The sequence below is a fragment of the Rhizobium sp. 01L410 genome (genome assembly GCF_056400165.1).
The window spans coordinates 1-24491 of the sequence record NZ_JBFTST010000016.1 but is presented as its reverse complement, the minus strand read 5'-3'; the positions used below and the strand labels follow the sequence as shown (position 1 = coordinate 24491).

The window sequence follows — 24491 nt, the reverse complement described above, 5'->3', positions numbered from 1 at the left end:
CTTCCCTTCGATTCTCGCGAGACTCAAATCCCCTTCCGCGGCCGGTTTCATCAAAATGCAAAGGGCATGTTGCATAAACCACGGCCATCATTGAAGTTTTTTGAAAGGCAAATATAAGATCAAAGTGGCTCTTCCCTGAATGATGGGCGCCAACGATTTCAATATGCGCCGAGCATCTTACGGAAGACGAACATGCCCAAACAGAAGAAATCTACTGTCGTTAGCACCGGGATTGCCGGATTGAACGAAATCCTGCGCGGAGGCCTTCCTGCATCAAATCTTTACATGCTTCAGGGGGCGCCGGGATCGGGCAAGACCACGGCCGCGCTGCAGTTTTTGCGCGCGGGCGTCGAGGCTGGAGAGAGCTGCATCTATGTGACGCTGTCTCAAACCGCTGCAGAGCTCGAAGCGATCGCGGTGTCGCACGGCTGGACGCTGGATGGTATCCGGGTCGAAGAGCTGTCAACCTCAGGCACGGTGAACGAGGCGGACGACCAGAGTATATTCCTGACCGCGGATCTGCGGCTGGACGAGACGCGGAAAGCGATCGAAGCGGCAATCGAGGAGCACCAGCCTCGCCGTCTCGTCTATGATTCACTCCTCGAAATCCGGCTGATCACAGGTGATAGTCCACGCTTTCGCCGTGAATTGATCGGCTTCAAATCTTTCCTTGCGAAGCGGAACGTCGTCGCGCTGTTGCTCGATACCCAGACGCCCGGCTACGACCGCAGCGGCGAGGAGGTCGAGGGGCTCGCCCACGGCGTTATCCGGTTCGACAAGTCGCTGGAGGAATATGGTGGCGTGCGTCGCCGTATCGAAGTCTCCAAGATGCGCGGCGTGCCGATCGCTGATGGTTATCACGATATGGCAATCCGCGAGGGGCAGGGGGTCGTCGTTTTTCCGCGTATCATGTCCAGCGCAGCCGTAGAAACGGCCAAACCGCAGTTGATCAAGTCCGGTGTCGCCGAGCTTGACGAGATGTTTGGCGGTGGCCAGGAGGCCGGGACCACGACGCTTGTCATCGGGCAGTCCGGCACGGGCAAATCGACCATGTCGTCCCTCTATGCCACCGCGGCACTCGAACGGGGTGAGAGCGTGGCGCTCTTCCTGTTCGAGGAGCGGTTGGAAACCTTCTTCCGTCGTTCTGAAGGCTTGGGCATGGAACTCAGGCAGTTCCACAAGGATGGCAAGCTCATCCTGCGAGATTTCAATCCCAACGAAATCTCCCCTGGCGAGTTCGGCCAGATTGTTCAGGACGCCGTCACGCAAAACAAGTCGCGGGTCGTGGTCATCGACAGTCTGACAGGCTATCTGAACTCCTTGCCGCACCGCGAAAAGGCGGTTCGCGACATCCAGTCGCTGCTGAAGTACCTCGCCCGCTCTGGTGTCCTGACGATGTTGATCGTGGCTCAGCATGGATTGATCGGCCAAAATGTCGGCATCGATGTTGATGTGAGTTTCCTTGGTGATACCGTACTCCTGCTGCGCATCATGGAGCACGAAGGGCGCCTTCGCCGAAACATCACCGTGGTCAAGAAGCGTCACGGTCCCCACGATCTCAATATTCGTGAGCTGATCATAGAAAGCGGAGGCGTCAGCGTCGTCGCTTACAATCCCCTGCCTGATCCGAAATGAATGATGCCCCATTCGATAGCGAGCTGGACTGGGTGCTCGTCCTTGCTCCTTTTCGTAAGGACGCAGATTACGTCGCTGCTTTCCTTCGAGAGCAGAAGATCGAGGTCAAGGCCGCCAAGATCGACGGGGAGCTGGTCGAGCATCTCGCTTTATCTCCTGGCATCATCGTCATTACCCACGAGGCCCTCAACCCGCAAGTTATCCTACGGATTACCACGCATCTCGCGGAACAGCCCGACTGGTCGGAAGTACCGATTATCGTCCTTTTGGAGCGGACAGCGCCGATGGAACGGATCCGCAGCCAATTGCTGACTTCATGGCCGGGCTCGCGTCTGTTGTTTTACACGCGTCCGATCGCGCCATTGGAGCTTGTAAATGGGATCCAGTCGAACCTGTTGGTGCGGCTGCGCCAACGCCAGGTTCGCGATTCCATCGAGCGAGAGCGCGAACTGCGGCTGGAGCTCAATCACCGGGTCAAGAACATCCTGGCGAGCGTCACGTCAATTTTTCAGATGACACGGCGCGGCGCCACGTCGGTCGAGGGGTTGGCAAGCGATTTTGCCGGTCGGCTGCAGGCACTATCCAACGTCCACAGCGCCGTCTTTGAAGCCGGCGGCGAGGAGGTTTCGCTTTCAGCCGTCATTGATCTGACGGTGTCCCCCTACAACAGTGAGGGTGTCAGCCGCATCGATGTCATTGGTCCAGACCTGATAGTCAGCCGGGATGCCGGTACGACGATCGCCTTATGCCTGCACGAGCTTATAACGAACGCCATCAAATATGGCGCGCTATCGCATTCGGATGGACATGTGGAACTGGTGTGGTCGGTCGCGAAAGACAACGGCTCCGAAATCTCCTTGAACTGGAACGAAGTTGGTGGGCCCGCTGTGCAGGAGCCGACGCGGCAGGGCTACGGTACCCGGTATGTGCGCTCCGCGTTGGGATCGTTATTGGGTTCAGTGCCCGAAGTCGTCTTCGCACCGGAGGGTTTTCGCCTCGCAGTGACGGGGCCACTGGCCCGCATTTTATCAAGGTAGGCATCGTGACCGCTTGTCAATTCAGAGTTGAAGCAGCCTTCCTAGGCTTAACGTCCTGAAGATAAATCAGTTTTGCTTGGATCGATCTCTCTTTCAACGCGTTCATCAGGTTCGCCTGTCAAAAAAGACACATCTACAGCGTCGATATCGGAAAGTGTGCGGAATGACGCAAGAAGGGATCACGGTCATTGTCGTCGAAGACGAGACGCTGGTCCGCATGGACATCGTCATGTCACTTGAGAATGAAGGCTTCGTTGTGCTCGAAGCTTCTAATGCAGACGACGCTATCGATATTCTGAACGCTCATCCCGAGATCAGGTTGATGTTCACGGACATCGACATGCCCGGCAGCATGGACGGGTTGAAACTGGCTGCTGCAGTTCGCGACAGGTGGCCGCCGGTCAAGATCATCGTGGCTTCGGGCCACCGCCACTTGAGTGATGAACTTTTACCCGTTGAGGGCAGGTTCTTCAGCAAGCCCTATGACCACGGGCGCGTCATCACGACGATGAGGGAGATGCTGGCCGCAGCCTAGGCGTCCATCGCGATGGAGCCTGCCTTGCGGGCAGCCTTCCCGAAGCTTTCAGACGAGTTACTGGAATTGTGCCGGGCCCTTGCTTCAATGAACAAATGAGTGGAACTGACCGCCGGTCACATCCTTTCAAGGCGAAGAAGTCCGTCCGGCATAGTCCGGCCAGCGCCGAACGTCGGCCTCGCGCCCTCAAATCGGTCGTTCATGCGGATCCCGAACCGTCCTGAAAGCCGTCGTTCGCACGCGCCGACGCGAAGGACTAAGAAGGGCGGGGAGCTGTCGTTCGCTGCATCCTAGGCAAACGGCAGCAATGCGCAGAGAGCTGCCGGTCGGTGTGCCGCCCTGATAGTGAAGGACAGCGCAGGGGGCAGCTTTGCTCCTGAAACAGGCAGAAGCACCTCAATCAACGTGACCGGCCGACGCTGACGCCAATCCTTGCCGATAGCAGGCGCTCAGAAACTTCGTCCATACGGAATAACCCGATCGCCCTCACCGCCACTGACAGGGACAGTGAGGCAACGTGCCTCCGGCCTCGCCTGCCGATTTTCGTGGGGTGTTGTTACTGTATGAATATACATTGGGTCTTGACTTCAGCCAGAACTAGTGTGGACTATTACATAGTATTGTTGTGTCTTAAGCCCCCGTCAGAAGGTACGCGCAAGCTTATTTTCTTAAATCAAAAAAGGAGAGCATTCATGGCACTTAAACCAGGACCAAAGCCGATAGCGAAATCCACAGGGAAACCGGATCAGCGCCGCCGTGATAACAAAAGCACACCAGGGAATACACCGTCCCTCAAACCCAGCAAGCCCACCAAATAAGGCACATAAAAGAGGGCTCTCGCTGATTTGCACTTCTACCCCGGTATTGGATTGAGCCCGCGCGAAATGCCGCGCGGACTGCGTGCCTGTCGGATGTTGGATGTCAGCTCTCTTAAATTCCTCGCCGATACCGGTCAGTCCGATAACGGCCCCAAATTGGTCGGTCCTAGATGGCCGGGCGATGTTACCTGGATGTGCAATCTGAAATGAGGCCCCTCTGTGAGCAGTTGGGTGAAGGCCCGGATTTCATCAAGACGCCCAACTCGAACCTGCACCTAATTCATTTCTTCGGGACGGGTTTCGGTTTTGGTTGATACAGACGGCGTTTGAAGTTTGAGCGCAGAGCGTTGCGAACATTCTTATCCACCATCGACAGGTCGAACCATTCGGAATCAAAATAGCCGCCGCACCCCGATACGCCACCAACATCTTCGGGCGGTCGCGCCCTTTCGCCGGCGACACAGCTCCCGTGTTTTGGCGTAGCGGCGAGCGTCAAGAACTCCTCGACCGCGACCGTGTGTGCGGCGCCATCACATCGAGCTTGTCTAAGAGGGCAAAATGGCCGCTATCGAGAATGTGCATCTCGGCGTTCGGGAGATCGCGAAGATAGGGGTGCGCGCCGGGTTCCGGAAAGATCTTGTCGTTCTTGCCCCAGACGATCAGCGTTGGCGGTTGGTTGTCGCGGAAGAAGGCCTGGAATTGCGGGTAAAGCGGTACATTGCTACCGTAGTCGCCCAGGAGATCGAGCTGGATGTCCTTGTTGCCCGGCCGATCGAGCAAGGCTTGATCGACGACCCAGTTGTCGGGGCTGATATGTGAGACATCGCCCATTCCGTCGGTATACTGGAATTTCGTTGTCTCGAGCGTGACCAGACCGGCGAGCGCTTCCCGGCGTTCCGGCGTCTTCTCGGCCCAATAGGCCTTGATCGGATCCCAGAACGCGGCGAGGCCTTCGGTATAGGCGTTGCCATTCTGCACGATCAGGGTTTTAACCCGCTCGGGATGTTTGAGCGCGAGCCGGTATCCGATCGGTGCGCCGTAATCCATCACATACATGCTGTAGCGATCGGCGCCGACCTATTCGGTCAGTTTTTCGACGATGTTGGTCAGGTTCTCGAATGTGTAGGAAAACTTGGTGTGGTCGGGTGCGTCACTCTGGCCATAGCCGGGATAGTCAGGTGCAATCACGCGGTAGCGGTCCGCAAGCAGCGGAATAAGGTTGCGGAACATATGTGACGAGGTGGGAAATCCGTGCAGGAGCAGTAGCACCGGTGCGTCCTTGGGGCCGGCTTCGCGGTAGAAGACCTTCACACCGTCGATCGTCGTGTTTTTGTACTGAATGACGGGAACGGCTTTCGCGGCGATGACGGGCGTGTTCGGCACGCAGCGGGCTTCAGCCGCAACGGGAGAGATGGCCATGAGAAGTGCGACAGTGGCGAGCAGATGCTTTTTCATGATGCTTTCCTTTTTCCAAATTGGGTGCCGATCCACATCAGCTCCTCTGGAAAAGGACTAGCATCGCCGGTCTTCGGACCTGGGATAAATAAGGGTAAAAAGTTGAACAGTTGGCCGCCGTCAAAGCACTCACAATGAGCAGCGTGAATGGTTCGATCCAAACGGAGGCCGGTTCACTGAAGCAGACTTATGTGAAGCTCTCCACGTCTGCGGCTCTTTGAACGACCGATAGCTGTGAAGATCAGAGAGAGTGTTTTTGAGGTAGAATCAGCGTGATGGGTTCTTCGGTTTGCTGGTTCCGGGTTCGAATCCTATCAAGGCGTAAGAAGCTCGTCCGGCCTCGTTTCATCATAACGGATCAGCGAATTGGTCCGAGAGGTCCTCCTCGGCCTCGTTCGGATTAGTCGACAGAAATTTGTGCAACGCTTTTAGCCTGGCCAAGAGTTCCTCGAACGCGAAGGGTTTTCTGTTCGGACGTCCTGAGATCATGGAGCGGAAAATCTCCATCACAGGGCGCAAGCGGAGCGCCGCACATATACCGCGGCCAGCGTTTACGCTTCGTTAACCATGATCCTCTACCTTGGGATTCCCGACGCGATCTCCTCCCTACGCGTCGAGGAGAAAACTTGGGCCGTGAGACTCTGTCTCCGGCCCTTTTTCGCGTGAGGGCGAAACTCGCAATTCCACTACCCGACGGCGCTGGCGATCTGGAAGAAGCACTCATTCCAAGATTTATGCTAGACCCGCGGTGTTGCCACTGGGGATTTCAATGCAAGACGAGCCTAAGTATCAAATCACTTATACCCTAACCAGATGGGATTATGCCGCGATGGCGCGGGCGCTCACGCGCCGTCCATGGCATCGCAGCATCGTCACGATGGTTCTGTGGTTGTTATCCGTCTGGTGCCTTCTGGTCCTCTTCACCGATCTCTACAATCCGGTGACCATGATCAACGCCGTTGCTGAAAGCAGTTCCTGGCTCTGGCTTCCAGCTTGCCTCTTCGTCGTGGCTTTCTTCTCGCTAGCCACACACTGGCTGGCGTGGGGAGCATCGTTTCTGTACTACAGGCAGATCGCATCCGCTGACGCGACCATCACCATAAGTTTGGACGATGACGCCATTCGTGTGAGGTCGCACGTGGCGGATTCAACTGTTCCATGGGCGACCGTAAAACGGATCATTGGGGAGAAAGATTACTTAATGTTGCCGATATCGAAGCGGGAAGCCTTTATTCTGCCGAGACGCAGCTTCGAAAACCAAATGCATTTTGAGGACGCCTTTCATTATGCGAACGAAAAAATATCGGCAGGACCGGTCGGCGCCGGGTGACGGGGAGCCGTAGCGTCTTCCAGACGGGTGGGTTTCTGGTGAGCCTTTTCGTCCATCCCTTCCTTCCTACCCCACGAGTAACCTCTACATATCGCCTCTCTGCCGGCGGGCGTGAGCCCTCGGAGGGGCTGCTTGCTAACTATGACTGCGGTTGCCAATCTGTTCGTATCATCGCTGCCTCGTTGCCGCGCCACACTGGATATTGGAGTGGCTTTGGCTAAGATAAATGCATGCCTCGCCGCTATCACGCCGGAAACTGTTCCTCCTGTCGCCAAGGGCGACTATTTCTGTTTCGCAATCTCGTGACAGATAACATTTACGCGCACTGCGAAGAATGTGAATGGGGATACCTGACCCCGGCGGACATCGAGACGAAGGGCGGATTTCTCACTCTCCTGGAAGAGTTCGACGCCGACTACGCTGGGAGCGACGCGATCTCCTTGAGCGTCTGGGCCGATTGCACAGTCTTGGCGGTTGATGACCCGGATGAAACATGAGATCGCGGCAGGGCTAAAAAAGCCAATGCGGCCGACCCCGCGTGACGATCATCAGCGCCTGAATCTTACGAGGAGACGAAGGTTCGAATTGGCTCAAGGCGCTGGTGATGGCGGCAATGCACGCCGGTCCTAAGTAAGTGATCGCACGCACGGTACCACGATAGACCGAGGCTATCCTCGATTTGCAAAATCGCGTGCAGCCTGAATGAACGCACTGAAGGCAGCGGGCGGATTCTTCCTACCAGGGTAATATAGCGCGAGCGGGGCCAATGAGGGTGTCCAGTCTTCGAGAACGCGCACCAGTCGACCGGCTGCAATATCATCACGCACATCCGCTTCCATGACGTATCCGAGCCCAACCCCATTCTGAGCCGCTATCCTGACCAAGCTTGACTCGTCGAGGGTGATCGAGCCTTGCACATCGATCTGGACAGCATTCCCATCCTTTTCAAATTTCCACCGAAACAAAGCGTTGTTGGGCAGGCGCGCACGAATGCAGCGAAACCGATATAGGTCGGCTGGTACCATTGGACTGCCATGAATGCGCAGGAAGTCTGGTGATGCGACAACGGCATTACTGCGCTTCAAACCGAGCGGCACGGCGATCATGTCGGTCGGCACCAGATCCGACGGCCTCAAGCCCAGATCGAAGCCCGCCGCAACAATATCCACGATCCGTCCCTCCGTAACCAGATCGATATGTACCTGAGGGTAGCGCTGCATGAACGACAATATGAGCGGTTCCATCACCTCTCGTGCTGCCGTCGCGAAGGCATTGATGCGCAATGTGCCTGCTGGAATTTCCTGAAGAGATTGGACGGTGAGCATAGCATCGTGGATGTCCATCATTGCCGGTCCAACCCGCTCGGCAAAGGTTTTTCCCGCGTCGGTGAGCGAGACGCTACGCGTTGTACGGTTGAACAGGCGAACGCCGAGACGCTGCTCAAGCTTTGCAACGGCATTGCTTAATGCTGTGGTGGACATGCCGAGCTCGAGCGCGGCAGCCCGGAACGAGCCCAGGCGCGCGATGCTGAGAACGGCGTCCAGATCGACAAGTACAGAGCGCGTCATTATCCCTCTTTTCGCAATTCCTCATCCTCTTTTATCCTAGTTATCGTGTCAACCAAGTCGTCTTAGATTACCGTCATCGACCTCTTAAGGGGCCGGGCCCTCAGCTGGCACAAGCTGGAACCGTGACTGGAGGAACCAATGACGATCAATCTACCCAAGGCCATTGAAGCGTATTTCGAGGCCGATCGGACAGGCAGCCCGGATGCGATCGCTACGACATTCACCGAGAACGGCATCGTGAAAGATAAAGGCCTCACGCACCGAGGCCGTGATGCCATCCGAGCATGGATGGCTGATGAAGCTCAGCAGTACAGCTACACGGTGGAACCCTTCCTGATCGCCACCGCAAATGGGAAAACCCAGGTAATGGCCCATGCCGTCGGCGACTTCCCGGGCAGCCCGATCGATCTGCGCTTCTTCTTCGTCGTCGCGAGCGACAAGGTCGCCGAACTGGAGATCACCGTATGACACAGTTCCTCACCTTGCAGGGTCATCGCGCCCTCATCACTGGCGGCACTTCGGGCGCAGGCGCCGCAACCGTGGCGCTGTTCAAGGAGCTCGGAGCCAGGGTACTGACCACAGCTCGTAAGAAGCCTGCCGACTTCGCTGGAGTGGCCTTCGTCGAAGCCGACCTGACTACCGGCACTGGGGTCCAAACCGTCGTTGATGCAGTGCATCGGGAGCTTGGAGGACTCGACATCCTCGTAAACGTGCTCGGCGGTTCTTCGGCCCCTTCTGGAGGCTTTGCGGCGCTCACCGACGAGGAGTGGGAGAAAGAGTTCAACCTCAATTTCTTCCCTGCCGTCAGACTGGATCGCGCACTGATCCCCGGAATGATCGCTCAGGGAAGCGGTGTGGTCATCCACGTAACCTCGATCCAGAGAATCCTTCCGCTACCCGAGGCGACGACCGGCTATGCTTCGGCTAAGGGGGCGCTCAATACCTACAGCAAGAGCATCTCTAAGGAGGTTTCTCCGAAGGGTGTGCGGGTTGTGCGGGTCTCTCCCGGCTGGATCGCCGATCCGGGAGCCAACGGGCTGGCGCTGCGCATCGCCGAGGAAGCCGGCATCGAGTACGAAGCCGCGGTGCAGGTGATCATGAACTCACTCGGCGGCATACCGCTCGGACGACCGGCAAAACCGAAAGAGGTCGCCGATCTGATTGCATTCCTTGCATCTGATCGGGCAGCATCCATTACAGGGAGCGAGCACGTCATCGACGGCGGGACAGTCCCAACCGCTTGACCGTTCAGGCCAATTCACTCTAGCAGGTCAGGCGGGTGCGTCCCATCCGCCGATCTGCGTGTAGATCGCGTCCCGCAGATGCCGCACGTCGCGGTTCAAGGCGGCAAGTTCCGGTGGTGTCTGCGTCGAGGCTGCCAGCAAGGTATCGCTGAGGCAGCCTGCCTTGTGCTGCAAGGCACGGCCCTGATCCGTCAGCGCCACCAGAACCTGACGCTCGTTTTCAGTGTTGCGGGTCCGGCGCAGGTGCCCGGCTGCTTCCAGGCGTTTCAATAGAGGCGTCAACGTGCTGGATTCCAAGGCAAGCTGATCTGCGATGGATACCACGGTCTGCTCGTCCTGCGCCCAGAGAACGTTCAGGACCAGATACTGAGGATACGTCAGTCCTAGCTCGTCAAGGACGGGTTTGTATGCGCGCTGGATCGCAATGCCCGCGGTGTAAATCGCATAGCACAGCTGGTCGCGCAGGGGCGGGGGATCGTTAGGGCGTTGGGTCATTTTGCACTCCTGAAGCCACCAGTATAATCGAACTTATCACGAAAACCAATATCGCGATAAGAATCATGTTGACGTCAACCTGGAGATATGAAAACTTAGAGTTATCGCGATAATAGTTATCGCAATTACCAACAGGAGAAAGCCATGACACTCAAATCCATCAAAACCATTTTCGCACTCGCTGCTTCAGCCTCACTATCGGTTGCTCTTCCGGCGGCGAACGCAGCCGACACCATTCCGAAAGATCAGACCGTGAAAAACGTCGTTCTGGTTCACGGCGCCTTTGCCGACGGTTCAGGTTGGAGGGGCGTCTACGACAATCTGACGAAGCGCGGCTATCGCGTCACCGTTGTCCAGAATCCGCTGACGTCGCTTGCAGACGATGTTTCCGCTACCAAGCGCGCGCTTGAGCGTCAGGATGGTCCGGTCATTCTCGTCGGACATTCCTGGGGCGGAACCGTCATCACGGAAGCGGGCATCGATCCGAAGGTTGCAGGCCTCGTCTATGTCTCCGCTCTTTCACCTGATGCCGGCGAGACGACGGCTCAGCAATATGAAGGATTTGCGCCTGCGACCGAGTTTGTCATCGAGACAACGAAGGATGGTTTCGGCTATGTCAGCCCACAAAAGTTCAAGGCAGGGTTCGCACATGACGTCAGCGATGCCGAAGCCGCGTTCATGAGCGCTTCGCAGGTTCCGATCAACATGTCGGCGTTCGGCACCAAGCTCGAAAATGCAGCCTGGCGCACCAAGCCCAGCTGGGCCGTCATTGCTACCGAGGACAAGGCCTTCGACCAAGCCATGCTGATCCATATGGCCGAGCGCATCGGTGCCAAGATCACCAAGGTATCGGCAAGCCACGCCCTGTTCATGACCCAGCCGGCGGTTATCGCCGATACCATCGATCAGGCCGCAAAGGCGGCCTCTGCGAAGACGAAATGATCTATTTCGCGCCATCGGGACTGTTAACAACCGTCCCGATGGCGCCGATACGAGCGCGTTAAGCTGTTCGGCGCGACCGAAGCGACTTGCTAAGGGCGAAAGATGCGCGCTCGGAATGTGTCGCGACCCGGCGTCCCAAATAAATCTATTTGAACCAATTCACGGAGGACCCCACGTGAAACTGCCTATCCATGACAAGAATGTACCTGCGAATTCATCTTTTTCGCATAATGCCGTCTGCGATGTCTTTGACTTCATCGTATGCGGCGCCGGGTCCAGCGGCTCGGTTGTCGCAGCACGACTGGCAGAGGATGGCAACGCCAGCGTACTGCTGCTCGAAGCGGGCGGAGATGATCAATCCGCAACGGTATCGAACCCTGCGCAGTGGCCCCTCAATCTTGGATCGAGCCGCGACTGGGGCTTTGTCGGACAACCGACGCCTGGCCTGGATGGTCGGCGGCTTCCTCTCAGCATGGGCAAGGGACTTGGCGGCGGTTCAAGCATCAACGTCATGGTGTGGGCGAGAGGTCACAAGGCGGATTGGGACTACTTCGCCGCCGAGGCCGGTGATGACGCCTGGGGATATGAGTCGATCCTCGGCTACTATCGCCGGATCGAGGATTGGCAGGGCGCTGCGGACCCGGTTCGTCGCGGGACTGGCGGGCCTGCCCATGTGATGCAGCCTTTGTCTCCCCAGCCGATCGCGCAAGCCTTGTTAAGCGCTGCTTCAGCCATCGGCGTACCGATCTTCGATTCAACCAACGGCGAGATGATGGAAGTACCCGGCGGCGCATCGATTGCTGAACTGCGCATCCGGGACGGCAAGCGGGAGTCGGTATTCGATTCCTACGTCCGTCCGGTGCTGTCGCGTCCGAACCTGACCGTGATGACCGAGGCGCTGGTCACGCGTGTCATTCTCGATGGCACGCGGGTGAGAGGCGTGGAGGCTGTGATTGACGGTCAGCGGCGCCGGTTTATGGCACACTGCGAAACGGTGCTCTCACTCGGAGCGATCCATACGCCGAAGCTCCTGATGCAGTCCGGTATCGGCCCGGAGGGCGAGCTGCATTCGCATGGCATCCCCGTCGTACAGCACCTGCCCGGCGTCGGTCGCAATCACCAGGATCATCTCGCTTTCGGCTGCACATGGGCCTACCGCAAGCCGGAAGCCATTGGCGGTAGCGGCTGCGAGGCAAACATCTACTGGAAGAGTGACGCGAGTCTGTCCGGCCCAGACATCCTTCAGTGCCAGTTGGAGTTCGCGGTGCCTTCTCCCGCCGAAACGGGCCTGGAAACCCCGGAGCACGGCTGGACAATGTTCAATGGCCTTGCCCAGCCGAAAAGCCGTGGTCGGTTGCGGCTCTCTGGTCCTGATATTAACGATCCTATCCTGATCGATCCGAACTCCCTGAGCGAGCCGGAAGACCTGGCTGCCGCGTTGGCGGCGGTCGAGTTGTGTCGCGAACTCGGTAACAGCGAGGCCTTTTCTCCCTTGGTGACAAGCGAAACAGCTCCAGGTGCGCGCGACAGATCAGGCACGATCGATTTCATCCGACGCTCGGCCGTCACTTACTGGCATCAAACTTCCACCGCCAAGATGGGACGCGACAACATGTCGGTCGTCGACAACGAGCTCAAGGTTTATGGCATCGCGGGTCTTCGCATTGCGGACGCCTCGATCATGCCGCGGATCACGACCGGCAACACGATGGCGCCTTGTGTTGTCATCGGTGAACGGGCGGCCGATCTGATCGCAAAGTCACATGGACTGAGCGCTCATCGTGAACGCGTCGTTCCGTCTGTCTGATCCTGACGGTCAGGACTTAGCGCTCTATTTGCAGGGCGCTAAGTTTTTGAACGGACCATCATGCGATGCGGTGTGGATGTTCGGCGTATATTCAACGGTTGCCGAGTTGGTCGCCAGCTCGTAATCGTTCAGGGCGAGGACAAGCAGAGCAATGATCTCCCCATGCCGCCATCCATAACGGTGTCTTCTCCAGTTTATCCGATATGTTTCTGGTTTCCGCTAAACATGCCGCCACGAAATACCTCGGCTTCAGGGTTGAACGCGAACAGGACGACGTCAGAGTCGCCTATGGCTGTGAGTTGGCCATCGAACGATCGCGTAAACGCGCTTTCGCCAGTTGTGATCGTGACGTCGCCGAAATCTATCAACCCGTCGAAGGCATAGATCAGAAAAGCGGTCCCAATCTCGGTTACGACGGGCAAGCTTAGCCGAGTGCCCTTCGAAACGCGCGCATCGAAGACCTGAACGTCGGATCGCACCGTCAGCGGCGCCGTCCTCGGGCCTGCCAGGAGGCGCCAGTTGTCGACACTGTCCTCCTCGCGAAAATCATGAAACTGCACCATCGGCTCAAGATCGGGAGCGTTGGGCCGCAGGAAAATCTGCAGCGCTCGAACCGGGCTGTCCCCGAGCATCAGCTCTTCGTGCTGGAAGGTGTGGCCGGCATTCATCATCATGAAGTGCGTCTTGTCGAGCCTCTTCTCGTTTCCGACGGTATCGCGGTGAAGCATCTCGCCGTCTCGGATGTAGGTCAGGATCTCGTCGTCCTTGTGCGGGTGCATGCTGATGAGGTGACCGGGTTGCACCTGGGCGCGATCGATCCTGCCGATCGGCCCGATCCCGCTATCATCGGGCGTTAGGGAGAGACCCGGATACAGGATTTCGACGCCGAAGCCTTGGAGGATGTTCCCGCGCATCCGGCCTGCGGAGATTTTGGTGATCGTCACTGGAGTGTTTCCTTCCATCTCGGGCGCGGGCGATTGTCGCCCGCGCCGATGAACACAATATCGTTGTGACATCAGTGGTAGTTCAGGATGCCGACCAGCTTCTGACCAAGCGGGCTCGTCCAATCGACCGCAAGCTCGGAGATGATCTGATCGACGGTGGTGATGATGGCACCGGCTTTTTCCATGCGGCGCAGGGCGAGGTCGTCGCCGTACTTGGTGTAGGAGGCGGATGCGTCCGCCGAGACCTGCACCTCGTAGCCTTCATCAAGCATTTGCAGGACCGGGAAGGTGACGCAGATTTCCGTCGTCACGCCGGCGACGAACAGCTTCTTGCGGCCGGTCGCCTTGACGGCCTGGTTGAAGCCATCGTGGTGCATGGCGTTGACGATGCCGGGACGCTTGATACGGGCCTCGAAGGATTCAGGCAGGATTTCCTTGAGTTCCGGAAGCAGCGGTCCCTGGATCTGGTCTTCCATGCTGGATGTCAGGATGGTCGGGATGTCGGCAGCCTTGGCGATGCGGGCGAGCTTCAGCGCGTTCTGCTTGACCAGGTTGATATCGTGAGAGTGGGTCCAGGCCATCGTGCCGATCTGATGGTCGATCAGCAGCATGGCGGAATTTTCGGGGGTGAATACGTCCTTATGCATTGTCGTGTTCCTTATCCTTGTCGGCGGCAGTGGGGTGAAATTCGTTTCGATCCGCTCGATGACTGGAATTTAGCGTTGCGATCGGTGGCACGGTAGCTCTATGGTTTGCCACTCTATGGAACGGAAAATGGAACGCAGGAATGATCAGCTTCGAGGACATGCAGACTTTCGTCGAGGTGGCGGACGGCGGCGGGATCACGGTCGCTGCGCGGCGTCTCGGACTGCCGAAGTCGATCGTCAGCCGGCGGCTCGTCCGACTTGAAAGCGAGCTCGGCGTTCAGCTTCTGGCACGCACGACCAGAGGTGCATCCCTTACCGAAGCTGGTGTCTCCTTCCGCGAACACGCCGCCCGCATGTGCCTGGAGATGGACGTCGCCCGTGAAGAAATGCTGCCGACCGGAGAGCTGCGTGGCCGATTGCGCGTGGCGGTTCCTTCATCCTTCGGTCCCGGACATTTCGCGCCGGCACTGGCCGAGCTTGCCCGCCTCCATCCGCTCCTGCAGCTTCACGCGCACTACAGCGACCGGTACGTTGATCTGGTGGCAGAAGGGTTCGATTGCGGGATACGGGTCGGTTACCTGCAGGACTCGAACCTGACAGCGCGCAAGATCGGCGCCTTTGCGGCGGGGCTGTTCGCCAATCCAGATTACCTGAGTGCCCGGGGTATCCCGAAGAAGCCCTCGGACCTGCTTGAACACCAGGCCATCCTTCAAGGGACCGAAAGCTGGAAGGTGTCGGACGGCAGCCGAACGGTCATCGTCAACGGGCAGGGAAGGTTCAAGGCAGACAGCGCCGTGGGCATCGCCGAAGGGACGGCGGCTGGGCTGGGCGTCGCAGCTCTTCCTGTGGTGATCGCGCAGAACTACGTGATGGCGGGCACGCTCGTGCCGATCATGGTGGAATACAGCCTGCCGGAGATCGGCGTCTACATCGTGCGGCCTCCCGGATCGCACGTCTCGCGAAAGGTCAGGGTGCTGATCGATTTCTTTGTAGAGCGGTTCTCGGCGAGCGCCAAACGAGACGCGACCTAGCGGTGGGCCTTGCTCTTCCGCTCCTGAAACGCGACGCCCCAGTCTCGCATTGCCATCAGCACAGGCGCGAGCGTCTGTCCGAACGGTGTGAGCGAATACTCCACGCGCGGCGGGACTTCGGCGAAGACTTCGCGAGCGACAATCCCATCGGCCTCAAGCTCCCGGAGCTGCATCGTCAGCGAGCGCTGGCTTGGATCGCCGACCAGGCGGCGCAGTTCGCCAAACCGGCGCGGCCCGTTCAGCAACCGGTAGATGATCATCGGCTTCCACTTGCCGCCGGTGACATCGACGGTGGTCTCGACGGGACACTTCTGGCCGAGGTTCATCTCGATCTCCAATGGTGTACTTTCTATCCCTATAGGCAGAACTGTTGCCTACTTGCAAGATCGCCTGTGGCGCGCGTAGTTGGAGCGAGTTCATTGGGGGTGTGTCATGCGCGCTGCGTTTTACGATAAACAGGGATCTGCGAGGCAAGCGCTTATAGTCGGTGACTTGCCCGATCCGCATCCGGGCGCTGGCGAGGTTCGGGTGCGGGTGGTTGCCTCGGGCATCAACCCTTCCGACATCAAGACGAGAACCGGCTTCGGCGGCAAGGCCATGCCATTCCCGCGGATCGTACCGCATCAGGACGGCGCGGGCGTGATCGATGCCGTCGGCCCCGGCGTTTCCGAGACGCGCATCGGCGAGAGGGTCTGGATCTACATGGCGCAATGGGGCCGTGCGTTTGGAACTGCTGCGGAATTCGTTGTCGTGCCCTCCGTGCAGGCAGTCAGGCTGGCCGACAACGCGCCCTTTGAGATCGGAGCATCGCTCGGCGTTCCTGCGATGACGGCGCATCGCTGCCTGTTCGCCGATGGTGACCTGCGCGGCAAACGGGTTCTGGTGCAGGGTGGTGCGGGTGCGGTCGGCAACGCGGCGATCCTGCTTGCGAAGTGGGCAGGCGCGTGGGTGGCGGCGACAGTGAGCCGCGAGGAGCAGGCGGAGGTCGCGCGAGCCGCAGGAGCCGATCTCGTCATCAACAGGCACCAGGAAGACGTGCCGCAGGCCATACGATCGGCCACGAGCGGCCACGACGTCGACCGTATCGTCGATGTTGATGTCGCTGCCAATATCGACGTGGCCGTCGCCTGTCTCGCCCGCGACGGCGTGGTCTCGGCCTATTCGACGGAATCACTGCAGGCTAAGCTTACAATACCGTTTTTCCCGGCGCTGCTCGGAGGTTTCTCATTCCGTTTCGTCTACGTGTACACCATGCCGGAAGCGGCGATGCGCAAGGCCGTCGAGGAGATTTCTGCCTGCGCCGGGTCGGGGGTATACGCTCCGCGCATCGCGAAGACATATCCCCTCGGCGAAATAGCCGATGCGCATGAGTTTCAGGAGAGCGGCAAGGCTGTCGGCAAGATTTTGGTCCACCTGGGAAGCGCGTGACGCCTGGAGTTCACGCTCCGCACGTCACGCCTATCGTCACGCGATGATAGCCTTCGGCTCCAGAAACGCTTCGAGGCCGAACACGCCGTACTCGCGGCCGATCCCCGATTGCTTGAACCCGCCAAAGGGAGCGAGTGGCTCATGCGGCGCGCCATTGATGACCACGCGGCCCATTGTCCAGTCGATCGGCAAGCGCCTGCATGCGTGCTGCGTCGTGCCATGCAGATAGGCTTGAAGGCCGTACGGCGTGTCGTTTGCGATGGACACGGCTTCGTCTTCGTCATGGTAGGTGATGTCCGACAGCACTGGCCCGAAGATCTCCTCGCGCGCGATCCGCATCTGGTTGTCCACGCCGAAAAGGATCGTCGGCTTCGTAAACCAGCCGCGATCCAGACCGGCGGGCCGCCCCAAGGCACCCGTCAGGAGATGGGCGCCTTCCTGCGTTCCCAGTTCGATGTAGGACTGGACGCGATCATACTGCTTGCGGCTGACCATCGGTCCGATTAGTGCGTCCGGATCGTCGGGGGAGCCAACCTTGAATGTTTCGATCTCCTTCTTTAGCCTGACCAGGACGTCGTCGAGCCGATGGTTCGGAGCCAGAACGCGGGTACCGGCAATGCGGGCCTGGCCACTGTTGATGAAGCCGATCTGCAAGACGGCGGGGATAACCAGATCCAGATCGGCATCGTCGAGAATGATGTTCGGACCCTTGCCGCCAAGCTCCAGCGTGACGCGCTTGAAGGTATCGGCGGCGCTACGCAGGATTTCGCGGCCGACCGCGGTGGAGCCCGTGAAGGTCACTTTCGCGATGTCCGGATGCCGGCTTAGTTCCGCGCCGACGACATTGCCATTGCCGTTGACGACATTGAATACGCCCTTCGGCAGGCCCGCTTCATGCAGGCACTCGGTCAGGATCTGGGTGTGAATTGCGCGCATCTCGCTCGGCTTGATGACGATGGTCGAACCGGCGGCAATGGCGGTTGCGAGCTTCGAGGTGATGAAACCGATGTTGCTGTTCCAGGGGGTGATGGCCGCGGCGACACCAGACGGCTGCATGATGACGTGGGCGCGGCCCATTTGGCGCTCGAATTCATAGTCCTTCAAAACGGACGCCGACGCGATAGCCCTTGTCGATGAGGCAGGAATGGGCTTCGCGGAGATAATCAAGGGGCAGGCCGGGGCCGCCATTCAGGCAGAAAACCGCACTCCATGCGAAGGCTTTGCAATTGTAACGTTATCGAACTCTGTCAACCACTTGGCTGACCGAGGACACGTGTCGTCAGTTCGAACCCCATCAAGCGCACGATATTGCGACGTGCACGGATTTGCTATCGATATTTTGAACACGACGGCGCGAACCTCGCTTCGAGGCGAGCAGCCATGCCATGCCATAGGCGCTGTGATCCGTGGCCCTGGTAGTTAACGTTGCTCATCCTTGTAAAGGATGACAGTGCCTATTGAGCCCGCACAGGTCACTTCTTTCAGGTCAACGATAGTTAGGTATCGGTGCTAATCGCCCGATTGGGGCGACTCCTCATCTAATCACCCTTCGGTTAGATGTTGCCCAGATTTCGCTAATTCCGAAGCTTTCCAACTAAATGCATTGTTCGTGCCAAGCAAACCGCTCCTAAGCCAAAACGGTTCAGCGAGCGGGATTTGCGGTCGTTTTCACAATTCAACTTTAAAAGCCAAGGAGGCTAAAATGAAGCTGTTAAATAAAGTCGCTTTCATCACTGGTGGCTCGTCGGGCATTGGTCTGGAAACTGCAAAGTTGTTCCAGGCAGAAGGTGCGAATGTCGTTCTGGTCGGCTATAACGAGGAGCGTCTGGCTGCAGCGGGCAAGGAACTCAACGGCCAGGCTCTTCTCATTCGCGCCGATATCCGCAAGGTCGCCGATATCGAACGTGCGGTCGAAGAAACCCGCACGAAGTTCGGTCGCATCGATGTTGTGTTCGCCAATGCCGGCGCCACCACTGTCGCACCGCTCGAAGCGGCAACCGAAGAATATGTTGCCGAGAACATTGCGCTCAACTTCACTGGTACCTTCTTCACGATCCAGAAGACGGCGCCGATCATCGCTGACGCTGGCAGCATCATCGTCACCACCTCGTTCCTGAACGCGATCGGTTATCCCGGCCTCTCGATCCTTGCCGCCACCAAGGCTGCAACGCGCTCGCTGGTCCGCACCCTGGGCGCAGAACTGGCGCCTCGTGGTATCCGTGTGAATGCCGTCAGCCCCGGCGCGATCGCTACGCCGTTCTACGGCAAGATCGGCCTGCCTGATTCCGTCCTTTCGGAAGTCGCTGCCGGCATCACGCAGAAAATCGGTCTGAAGCGCTTCGGTGAAGCCGCGGAACTTGCAAAGGCCGTTCTCTTCTTGGCGTCCGCAGATTCGTCATACACAACCGGTGCGGAGCTGGTGGTCGATGGTGGTTTGACACAGTTCTGATCTGCGTTTGCCAAGTCAGGGCTACCTGGCCCGCCATCTCGGTATTTTTGTGATGGCGGGCAGCTCGCTTCAAAAGAACGAGCGCTTTAAAATCGGGTCCCTTGTTCTCACGACGAGATCGATAATTCGCCCCAAATCAGCCAGCGCTTCGCGACGTGCGGCACGGCGAAATCGATGAGCTGCCTAAGTCAAAAATCATGCGACAGTTTCAAGAAATCGCGCGCTAGGGCGCAGCGTCGGCAGGCGATTGGCAAACCCGCGGCCAAATAAGGAAGAAACTACTATGTCTACAACATCATCCAAAGTTACTATTGCTTTCTGCCATGGCCTCTGGGCCGATGGGTCTTGCTTCAATAAAGTCATTCCCGCACTTCAGGCTGAAGGCCACGAGGTGATTTCCGTTCAGTACGGTCTCGATTCCTACGAGGAGGATCTGGCGACGGTGAAGCGGACCTTGAACCGCGTCGGCGGTCCTGTTCTGCTTGTTGGTCACTCCTACGGCGGCGCCGTAATTACCGGTACGGGAATGGATGATCGGGTTGTCGGCCTGGTCTACATTACTGCGGTCGCTCCTGACGCCGGCGAGACTGTTCAGGGTCAGTTGAACAAATATCCGTCTGAAATTTTCAACCACCTCGAGATCGAAGACAATCGCATTTGGTTGCGGCCGAGCGGGACTGGGTCCCTTGCAGGCGACCTGTCAGAGGCCGAGCAAAAGCTGGTTTGGGCGACTCAGTTCGCACCGAATGCAGAACTAATTGGCCAGCAGAAGCTGACAGCCGACCAGATCGCTTGGAAGACCAAGCCGAGCTGGTATTTGCTGGCTACTGAGGACCGCACTGTGCATCCTGACCTGCAGCGCTGGGTGTCAAAACGCATGGGCGCGGATGTTACCGAGGTGGCCAGCAGCCATGTACCCATGGTTTCACAGCCTGACGTAGTTCTCGAAGTCATTCGCAAAGCGGCCGCGACCGTACAGAGCCGCTGACCACTTGCCTTCGCCTCATTAGTTGTAGGGAGATCGCCTGACGGCGGTCTTCCTCGCGCCTACGGATCGGCATGGCATTGTTGGTGTCGACCTCGCTCGCAAGAGTGATTTTTCGGCCAGCAACCAATATCGCCTCATGTCGCGACGTAGATCTGCCGTGTCTACACGGGTCTTTGAAACATTCACTCTCGGGGGTTTTCAACATGACGATTAGATCCACCGGCTCCGGCTTCTCGCCGACGCGCCGCAGACTCCTTACAGTTGCCGCGATATCGGCGCTTACCGTTCCTGCATTTTCGAGGACTTCGCAGCGGGCTGTAAAAGTCTCCGCCGCATTCAACGATATCAAGGCCATGACCTTTGATATCCAAGGCACCGTCGTCGACTATTATACTCCGTTCATGCGCATCAGCAGCGATATTTCGAGGCGACGCGGGCTGTCGATCGACTGGCACAGCTTTCTCCTCGATTGGGTCGCCGGTGCCTCGGCCACCATCCAGTCGATCGTCGCTGGAACACAGGCATGGGCACCCGCTGGACAGATTTACCGGCATGCTCTCGATACTGTCCTCGATCAACGCAAGTTGACGGACGCCATCGCTGAGATCGAGCGCACCGAACTGATGTCGGTATGGGGGCAGATGCAGCCCTGGCATGATTGCGTCGAGGGGATCGGTCGGCTGAAGCGCAAGTTTACCGTTTCGGCGCTGTCGAACGCAGGAATGGCGCCAGTTATCTCGCTCTCCAAGCGTGGTGGGCTGTTGTTCGACGCGGTGTTGACCGGAGAGCTCATTCACGCCTACAAGCCGGATCCCGACGTGTACAAGTCGGCATGCACTTACCTCGGGTTCAAACCGGAGCAGATCATGATGGTCGCTGCGCATAAGTGGGATCTGAAGGCGGCAAGAGAAGCTGGCTTTAAGACGGCCTTCGTTCCTCGACCCCTAGAGACCGGACCGGGCGGGAAGGTCGACATTGCGCTCGACCCATCCATCGATATCTTCGCTACGAGCCTCGTCGAACTGGCCAGTCTGGCAGGCGTGTAAGCTCTGGGGCTATCGGCAAGATCCAAGTCGGTCCCCGTCGTTATAACGAGCTTTGAACGGACTAAAGCACCCCTGATCCAACTGATTGTCGGGGATCAGAAGGTCATCAGCGTTGGCAAGCTCGCCTTGTGCGGCCCTTTCTTGAACTTCGGGAGTTTTTCTGCTCTAGGATCGCGACTTCAAAACGTTTACGGTGAGTGATTTGGATCGGCTGGAAGCTATGGCGATGCTGGTGTCGTCCGTCGAGGAAGGGAGTCTCTCGGCTGCTGCAAGAAAACTGCGCGTTCCAGTCACCACACTCACTCGAAATGTCAACGACCTCGAGGCACTCGTTGGTACGAAGCTGCTAGTTCGATCGACGCGGAAGCTGAAACTCACAGATGCCGGGTCTGACTACGTTGAGGCGGCAAAACAAATTCTGGAGCAGGTCGATGAGCAGCAGCGTCGTGCCGCTGGCGAATTTACAGCTCCACGAGGCGAGCTTGTCGTCACCACGCCCGTACAAGTCGCGCGCCTGCGGGTGCTGCCGGTTATCGATCAGTTTCTAGCGCTTTACCCAGAGATAAGAATCCGGCTCTTGCAGTCCGACCGAAACGTCGATCTCATCGATTCTCATGCCGATGTGGCGGTTCGGGTTGGTCGCTTGCGGGATAGCAGCCTTGTCGCAACGCGAGTTGGAAGCCTGCGCGTGGTGACGATCGCCAGCAAGGAGCTATTGGGAAGGCGGGGGGAGCCGGCATCACCGGAAGGCCTTCGCGGTTATCCCTGCGTCGTCTTCGATAGCCCCAACCTCTCGCCCTGGCATTTTCGCAACCGGAATACAGGAGAGATTTCGACGATCGCTGAGGTGCCCAGGCTGCTGGTATCGTCGCCGGATGCTGCTGTCGACGCCGCAATTGACAGCATCGGCGCAACGGTCGTGCTGGAGCACGACGCCGACGCTGCTGTCAAAGAGGGAAAGCTGACCTATATCTTGCAAGAGTATGAAGTCGAACCGATCCCGGTTCACATCGTCCATCTTACCCGAAACAACATGCCTTTGAAGCTACGTCGTTTCGTTGACTTCGCTGTGCCTAAACTGCGAGAAGCGCTTGCCGAATTTGGGCGCGTTCCTCCGGTGGAATAGCGGCCGCCCGCCATCTGCGAATAGAGTCGAGATGACGGGTTGTTGCCGATGTAGAATTGCGTCCAACCATAATCAGCAATCAGTTCGTCGCCCGTTGTGGAATACGACTCATCGCTTGCTAGAAACAGCACAGTCCTTGCGAGTTCGGCCGCTGAGAGTGTTCTTTCGGGCGAAATTTTCAGCATTTAGCCGAATTCAGTGGCATGCCGTAGGTTCCAATCTCTTCAAGGCGAAGTGCATGGCTATGCTGGCTTTGCGCCGTCATTTCGGTCATTCAAATCAGTTCCGTCGTTTCCTGAAAGCAGACACAGGGCAGTGATCAAGCAGAAGTGGTGGTTTCGGGACCGAGGTGACATCAGGGGTTAATCACTATGCAGGTCGGCATCCCACGCGATCTGAAGCATACGTCGACCGACCTCACAAAACTCCCCACGAGATACACCGACTAGGCCCATTCGATGCGCGGCCTGTAGCTTCTCTTGGAAGTGCGGCATAGGCGTGCACGCGCATAAATGGCAATGATGTTCTTCGTTCGTTCGTGTCGCTCCACAGTATTCGACGACCTACCGCGCTCGATCACAAATGGCTCGGTGGCATGACAATGCGCAAGCAACGCAAACTGGCTGCATCGTCTCCATCGGGATCGATATCTGACATCTGGAAGAGCGGTCATGCCGTCACTATCTCAAGGAATATCAGTAGCCTAATTAGGGAGGTTGGAATGCCAGAACCTGCCGTTGAGAGTGTCGTGCCGCCAATCGTGGAAATCATGCCTCCTCAGCGATTACTCGCTGGGAGAACCGTCATCTGTGACTGTTGTAGGCAAGCGAAATTACAGTGCGAATTCGATGAGGACTGCTGTGGTATCTGCGAAGAATGCTTGGGTTCTGACCCGATCTGCTTCGAGATGGAATAATATTGGTCACCAATGACCTTTGTCCGGTTTACCGTCGAGATGGACTTCGAGGGCAGGCCTGCCCCACATCGAAGATGTTTCCATGAGATGCGGAACACATGCGCTATCAGGTCACAGTCTTGGGTGCCGATCTATTGGACGATGGTGTCCCCGACACCATTGGATCGGTGAGACTCGATGGGTGTTCCACCTTGCTGCTCTGCGTTTCCGGCAGTCGCAAGCGCGCACTCATGTTCACCAGGTCGGGTAGCGAGCGCGCCTTCATCTTGCGCATCACCTGGCCGCGGTGGGCCTTGACTGTGATCTCGCTGATTCCGAGTTCAAATCCGACCTGCTTGTTCAGCAGTCCTGCCACAACGAGCGCCATGACTTCTCGTTCGCGGCGGCTCAGGGAAGAGTGTCCGTCTCTGATGGACTGAAGCGCACTTTTATCCTCGAGTGAGGTGGCACTTCGGTCGAGGGCATATCGAATCGCATTGATCAGCACGTCATCAGGGAACGGCTTCATCAGAAACTCTAGGGCTCCGGCCTTCATCGCCTTCACTGTCATCGGCACATCGCCGTACCCAGTGATGAAGATAATCGGAATCTCGGTCCGATCCCCTGAAATCTGTTCTTGCAGGTCGAGCCCGTTGAGATCGGGTAGAGAGATATCGAGAATAAGGCAACTTGGGACGGCCGTGCGCTGCTGTTCCAGAAACTCCTTCGCCGATGCGCACATCACCGCCTTCCACCCCTCGAAAGCGATCAATGGCTCAAGGGATTCGCGAACCGAAATGTCGTCATCAACGACATACACGACCGGCACTAAAGGAGCTGATTCCATCTGAGGCATGGTGACTTCTCGTTTCACTGTCATGCGCGGATCGAAACTATCACTTCATCTTCGGCGCAGCAAATCGCTAGGGCGTAGACTCATAACGACCTGATCCAGATGCGGGTGGCGAGTAGTTTTACGGCTGCTAGGAAGTTTTGGGGGTCCTTGTCATATCGAGTGGCAATCCCTCTGAACTGCTTGAGCTTGTTGAAGAAGCGTTCGACGAGGTTTCG

General features: G+C 57.8%; 21 protein-coding genes and 3 pseudogenes. 14 read left to right on the top strand and 10 right to left on the bottom strand.

Annotated elements, in window-relative coordinates; all coding sequences use genetic code 11:
• The first annotated feature begins 192 nt into the window (after window positions 1–192).
• From AC1DV9_RS26325 to AC1DV9_RS26315, 3 genes are all read left to right on the top strand, one after another.
• On the top strand, window positions 193–1635 hold the full coding sequence (locus AC1DV9_RS26325) for a DUF7125 family protein (RefSeq protein ID WP_112973599.1): 1443 nt from the start codon (window positions 193–195) through the stop codon (window positions 1633–1635).
• Window positions 1632–2672, top strand: coding sequence for a sensor histidine kinase (locus AC1DV9_RS26320; RefSeq protein WP_477950641.1), 1041 nt, complete (start codon window positions 1632–1634; stop codon window positions 2670–2672). Before AC1DV9_RS26325 ends, AC1DV9_RS26320 begins: the two co-directional genes overlap by 4 nt.
• Before the next feature lie 163 nt (window positions 2673–2835).
• Window positions 2836–3207: a response regulator gene (locus AC1DV9_RS26315; RefSeq protein WP_037103420.1), complete on the top strand. Its 372-nt coding sequence runs from the start codon at window positions 2836–2838 to the stop codon at window positions 3205–3207.
• Window positions 3208–4305: 1098 nt separating this feature from the next.
• On the opposite strand, the pseudogene AC1DV9_RS26310 reads toward AC1DV9_RS26315, so the two are convergent.
• Together AC1DV9_RS26310 and AC1DV9_RS26305 are read right to left on the bottom strand one after the other, a co-directional pair.
• Window positions 4306–4557 (bottom strand): annotated as a pseudogene (locus tag AC1DV9_RS26310) (IS1096 element passenger TnpR family protein); the annotation flags it as partial.
• Window positions 4518–5480 (bottom strand): annotated as a pseudogene (locus tag AC1DV9_RS26305) (alpha/beta fold hydrolase). The pseudogenes AC1DV9_RS26310 and AC1DV9_RS26305, both read right to left, overlap by 40 nt.
• A gap of 769 nt (window positions 5481–6249) precedes the next feature.
• Here AC1DV9_RS26305 and AC1DV9_RS26300 point away from each other — a divergent pair.
• A complete protein-coding gene (locus AC1DV9_RS26300) occupies window positions 6250–6810 on the top strand; it encodes a YcxB family protein (protein WP_477950639.1) in 561 nt (186 codons plus the stop codon).
• Window positions 6811–7478: 668 nt separating this feature from the next.
• Here the strand turns inward: AC1DV9_RS26300 and AC1DV9_RS26295 are convergent.
• Window positions 7479–8378, bottom strand: coding sequence for a LysR family transcriptional regulator (locus AC1DV9_RS26295; protein WP_477950637.1), 900 nt, complete (start codon window positions 8376–8378; stop codon window positions 7479–7481).
• Between the two features lie 138 nt (window positions 8379–8516).
• Between AC1DV9_RS26295 and AC1DV9_RS26290 the strand changes: the two genes are divergently transcribed.
• Both AC1DV9_RS26290 and AC1DV9_RS26285 read left to right on the top strand, forming a co-directional pair.
• Window positions 8517–8846 (top strand): nuclear transport factor 2 family protein, encoded by a 330-nt coding sequence (locus AC1DV9_RS26290; protein WP_477950635.1) that lies wholly within the window; start codon window positions 8517–8519, stop codon window positions 8844–8846.
• Window positions 8843–9622 (top strand): SDR family oxidoreductase, encoded by a 780-nt coding sequence (locus AC1DV9_RS26285; protein WP_477950634.1) that lies wholly within the window; start codon window positions 8843–8845, stop codon window positions 9620–9622. Before AC1DV9_RS26290 ends, AC1DV9_RS26285 begins: the two co-directional genes overlap by 4 nt.
• A 27-nt stretch (window positions 9623–9649) precedes the next feature.
• Here AC1DV9_RS26285 and AC1DV9_RS26280 read toward each other — a convergent pair whose 3' ends face one another.
• Window positions 9650–10117, bottom strand: coding sequence for a MarR family winged helix-turn-helix transcriptional regulator (locus AC1DV9_RS26280; RefSeq protein WP_477950632.1), 468 nt, complete (start codon window positions 10115–10117; stop codon window positions 9650–9652).
• Between the two features lie 144 nt (window positions 10118–10261).
• Here AC1DV9_RS26280 and AC1DV9_RS26275 point away from each other — a divergent pair, with 144 nt between their 5' ends.
• Both AC1DV9_RS26275 and AC1DV9_RS26270 read left to right on the top strand, forming a co-directional pair.
• Window positions 10262–11059 (top strand): alpha/beta fold hydrolase, encoded by a 798-nt coding sequence (locus AC1DV9_RS26275; RefSeq protein ID WP_477950630.1) that lies wholly within the window; start codon window positions 10262–10264, stop codon window positions 11057–11059.
• 175 nt (window positions 11060–11234) lie between these two features.
• On the top strand, window positions 11235–12866 hold the full coding sequence (locus AC1DV9_RS26270) for a GMC family oxidoreductase (protein ID WP_477950628.1): 1632 nt from the start codon (window positions 11235–11237) through the stop codon (window positions 12864–12866).
• Window positions 12867–13060: 194 nt separating this feature from the next.
• Here AC1DV9_RS26270 and AC1DV9_RS26265 read toward each other — a convergent pair whose 3' ends face one another.
• Both AC1DV9_RS26265 and AC1DV9_RS26260 read right to left on the bottom strand, forming a co-directional pair.
• The gene (locus tag AC1DV9_RS26265) at window positions 13061–13810 is read right to left on the bottom strand and encodes a pirin family protein (protein ID WP_477950765.1); all 750 of its coding nucleotides are present in this window, start codon (window positions 13808–13810) and stop codon (window positions 13061–13063) included.
• Between the two features lie 71 nt (window positions 13811–13881).
• The gene (locus tag AC1DV9_RS26260; RefSeq protein WP_477950627.1) at window positions 13882–14457 is read right to left on the bottom strand and encodes an isochorismatase family protein; all 576 of its coding nucleotides are present in this window, start codon (window positions 14455–14457) and stop codon (window positions 13882–13884) included.
• Between the two features lie 140 nt (window positions 14458–14597).
• Here AC1DV9_RS26260 and AC1DV9_RS26255 point away from each other — a divergent pair, with 140 nt between their 5' ends.
• Window positions 14598–15488, top strand: coding sequence for a LysR family transcriptional regulator (locus tag AC1DV9_RS26255; RefSeq protein WP_477950625.1), 891 nt, complete (start codon window positions 14598–14600; stop codon window positions 15486–15488).
• Here the strand turns inward: AC1DV9_RS26255 and AC1DV9_RS26250 are convergent.
• Entirely contained in the window at window positions 15485–15814 is a 330-nt protein-coding gene (locus tag AC1DV9_RS26250) for a winged helix-turn-helix transcriptional regulator (protein WP_477950623.1), read from the bottom strand. The genes AC1DV9_RS26255 and AC1DV9_RS26250 overlap by 4 nt on opposite strands.
• Window positions 15815–15980: 166 nt before the next feature.
• Between AC1DV9_RS26250 and AC1DV9_RS26245 the strand changes: the two genes are divergently transcribed.
• Complete coding sequence (locus AC1DV9_RS26245) at window positions 15981–16916, top strand: NADPH:quinone reductase (RefSeq protein ID WP_477950621.1); 936 nt, start codon at window positions 15981–15983, stop codon at window positions 16914–16916.
• Window positions 16917–16952: 36 nt separating this feature from the next.
• On the opposite strand, the gene AC1DV9_RS26240 is transcribed toward AC1DV9_RS26245, so the two are convergent.
• Window positions 16953–18020: an aldehyde dehydrogenase family protein gene (locus tag AC1DV9_RS26240; protein ID WP_477950619.1), complete on the bottom strand. Its 1068-nt coding sequence runs from the start codon at window positions 18018–18020 to the stop codon at window positions 16953–16955.
• Window positions 18021–18618: 598 nt separating this feature from the next.
• Here AC1DV9_RS26240 and AC1DV9_RS26235 point away from each other — a divergent pair.
• From AC1DV9_RS26235 to AC1DV9_RS26220, 4 genes are all read left to right on the top strand, one after another.
• Window positions 18619–19365: an SDR family oxidoreductase gene (locus AC1DV9_RS26235; RefSeq protein WP_477950617.1), complete on the top strand. Its 747-nt coding sequence runs from the start codon at window positions 18619–18621 to the stop codon at window positions 19363–19365.
• A gap of 283 nt (window positions 19366–19648) precedes the next feature.
• Window positions 19649–20353: an alpha/beta hydrolase gene (locus AC1DV9_RS26230; RefSeq protein WP_477943936.1), complete on the top strand. Its 705-nt coding sequence runs from the start codon at window positions 19649–19651 to the stop codon at window positions 20351–20353.
• A 203-nt stretch (window positions 20354–20556) separates the two neighbouring features.
• The gene (locus tag AC1DV9_RS26225; RefSeq protein WP_477943935.1) at window positions 20557–21399 is read left to right on the top strand and encodes a haloacid dehalogenase type II; all 843 of its coding nucleotides are present in this window, start codon (window positions 20557–20559) and stop codon (window positions 21397–21399) included.
• 202 nt (window positions 21400–21601) lie between these two features.
• A complete protein-coding gene (locus AC1DV9_RS26220) occupies window positions 21602–22525 on the top strand; it encodes a LysR family transcriptional regulator (RefSeq protein WP_477943934.1) in 924 nt (307 codons plus the stop codon).
• A 1022-nt stretch (window positions 22526–23547) separates the two neighbouring features.
• On the opposite strand, the gene AC1DV9_RS26215 is transcribed toward AC1DV9_RS26220, so the two are convergent.
• Both AC1DV9_RS26215 and AC1DV9_RS26210 read right to left on the bottom strand, forming a co-directional pair.
• A complete protein-coding gene (locus AC1DV9_RS26215; protein ID WP_477943933.1) occupies window positions 23548–24276 on the bottom strand; it encodes a response regulator transcription factor in 729 nt (242 codons plus the stop codon).
• Between the two features lie 80 nt (window positions 24277–24356).
• A pseudogene (locus AC1DV9_RS26210) lies at window positions 24357–24491 on the bottom strand (IS5/IS1182 family transposase); the annotation flags it as partial.

What these genes read in the sequence shown, in the direction of transcription:
- AC1DV9_RS26325 (WP_112973599.1), top strand. Translation starts at nt 193, where the DNA reads ATGCCCAAACAGAAGAAATCTACTGTCGTTAGCACCGGGATTGCCGGA.
- AC1DV9_RS26320 (WP_477950641.1), top strand. Translation starts at nt 1,632, where the DNA reads ATGAATGATGCCCCATTCGATAGCGAGCTGGACTGGGTGCTCGTCCTT.
- AC1DV9_RS26315 (WP_037103420.1), top strand. Translation starts at nt 2,836, where the DNA reads ATGACGCAAGAAGGGATCACGGTCATTGTCGTCGAAGACGAGACGCTG.
- AC1DV9_RS26300 (WP_477950639.1), top strand. Translation starts at nt 6,250, where the DNA reads ATGCAAGACGAGCCTAAGTATCAAATCACTTATACCCTAACCAGATGG.
- AC1DV9_RS26295 (WP_477950637.1), bottom strand. Translation starts at nt 8,378, where the DNA reads ATGACGCGCTCTGTACTTGTCGATCTGGACGCCGTTCTCAGCATCGCG.
- AC1DV9_RS26290 (WP_477950635.1), top strand. Translation starts at nt 8,517, where the DNA reads ATGACGATCAATCTACCCAAGGCCATTGAAGCGTATTTCGAGGCCGAT.
- AC1DV9_RS26285 (WP_477950634.1), top strand. Translation starts at nt 8,843, where the DNA reads ATGACACAGTTCCTCACCTTGCAGGGTCATCGCGCCCTCATCACTGGC.
- AC1DV9_RS26280 (WP_477950632.1), bottom strand. Translation starts at nt 10,117, where the DNA reads ATGACCCAACGCCCTAACGATCCCCCGCCCCTGCGCGACCAGCTGTGC.
- AC1DV9_RS26275 (WP_477950630.1), top strand. Translation starts at nt 10,262, where the DNA reads ATGACACTCAAATCCATCAAAACCATTTTCGCACTCGCTGCTTCAGCC.
- AC1DV9_RS26260 (WP_477950627.1), bottom strand. Translation starts at nt 14,457, where the DNA reads ATGCATAAGGACGTATTCACCCCCGAAAATTCCGCCATGCTGCTGATC.
- AC1DV9_RS26255 (WP_477950625.1), top strand. Translation starts at nt 14,598, where the DNA reads ATGATCAGCTTCGAGGACATGCAGACTTTCGTCGAGGTGGCGGACGGC.
- AC1DV9_RS26250 (WP_477950623.1), bottom strand. Translation starts at nt 15,814, where the DNA reads ATGAACCTCGGCCAGAAGTGTCCCGTCGAGACCACCGTCGATGTCACC.
- AC1DV9_RS26235 (WP_477950617.1), top strand. Translation starts at nt 18,619, where the DNA reads ATGAAGCTGTTAAATAAAGTCGCTTTCATCACTGGTGGCTCGTCGGGC.
- AC1DV9_RS26230 (WP_477943936.1), top strand. Translation starts at nt 19,649, where the DNA reads ATGTCTACAACATCATCCAAAGTTACTATTGCTTTCTGCCATGGCCTC.
- AC1DV9_RS26225 (WP_477943935.1), top strand. Translation starts at nt 20,557, where the DNA reads ATGACGATTAGATCCACCGGCTCCGGCTTCTCGCCGACGCGCCGCAGA.
- AC1DV9_RS26215 (WP_477943933.1), bottom strand. Translation starts at nt 24,276, where the DNA reads ATGCCTCAGATGGAATCAGCTCCTTTAGTGCCGGTCGTGTATGTCGTT.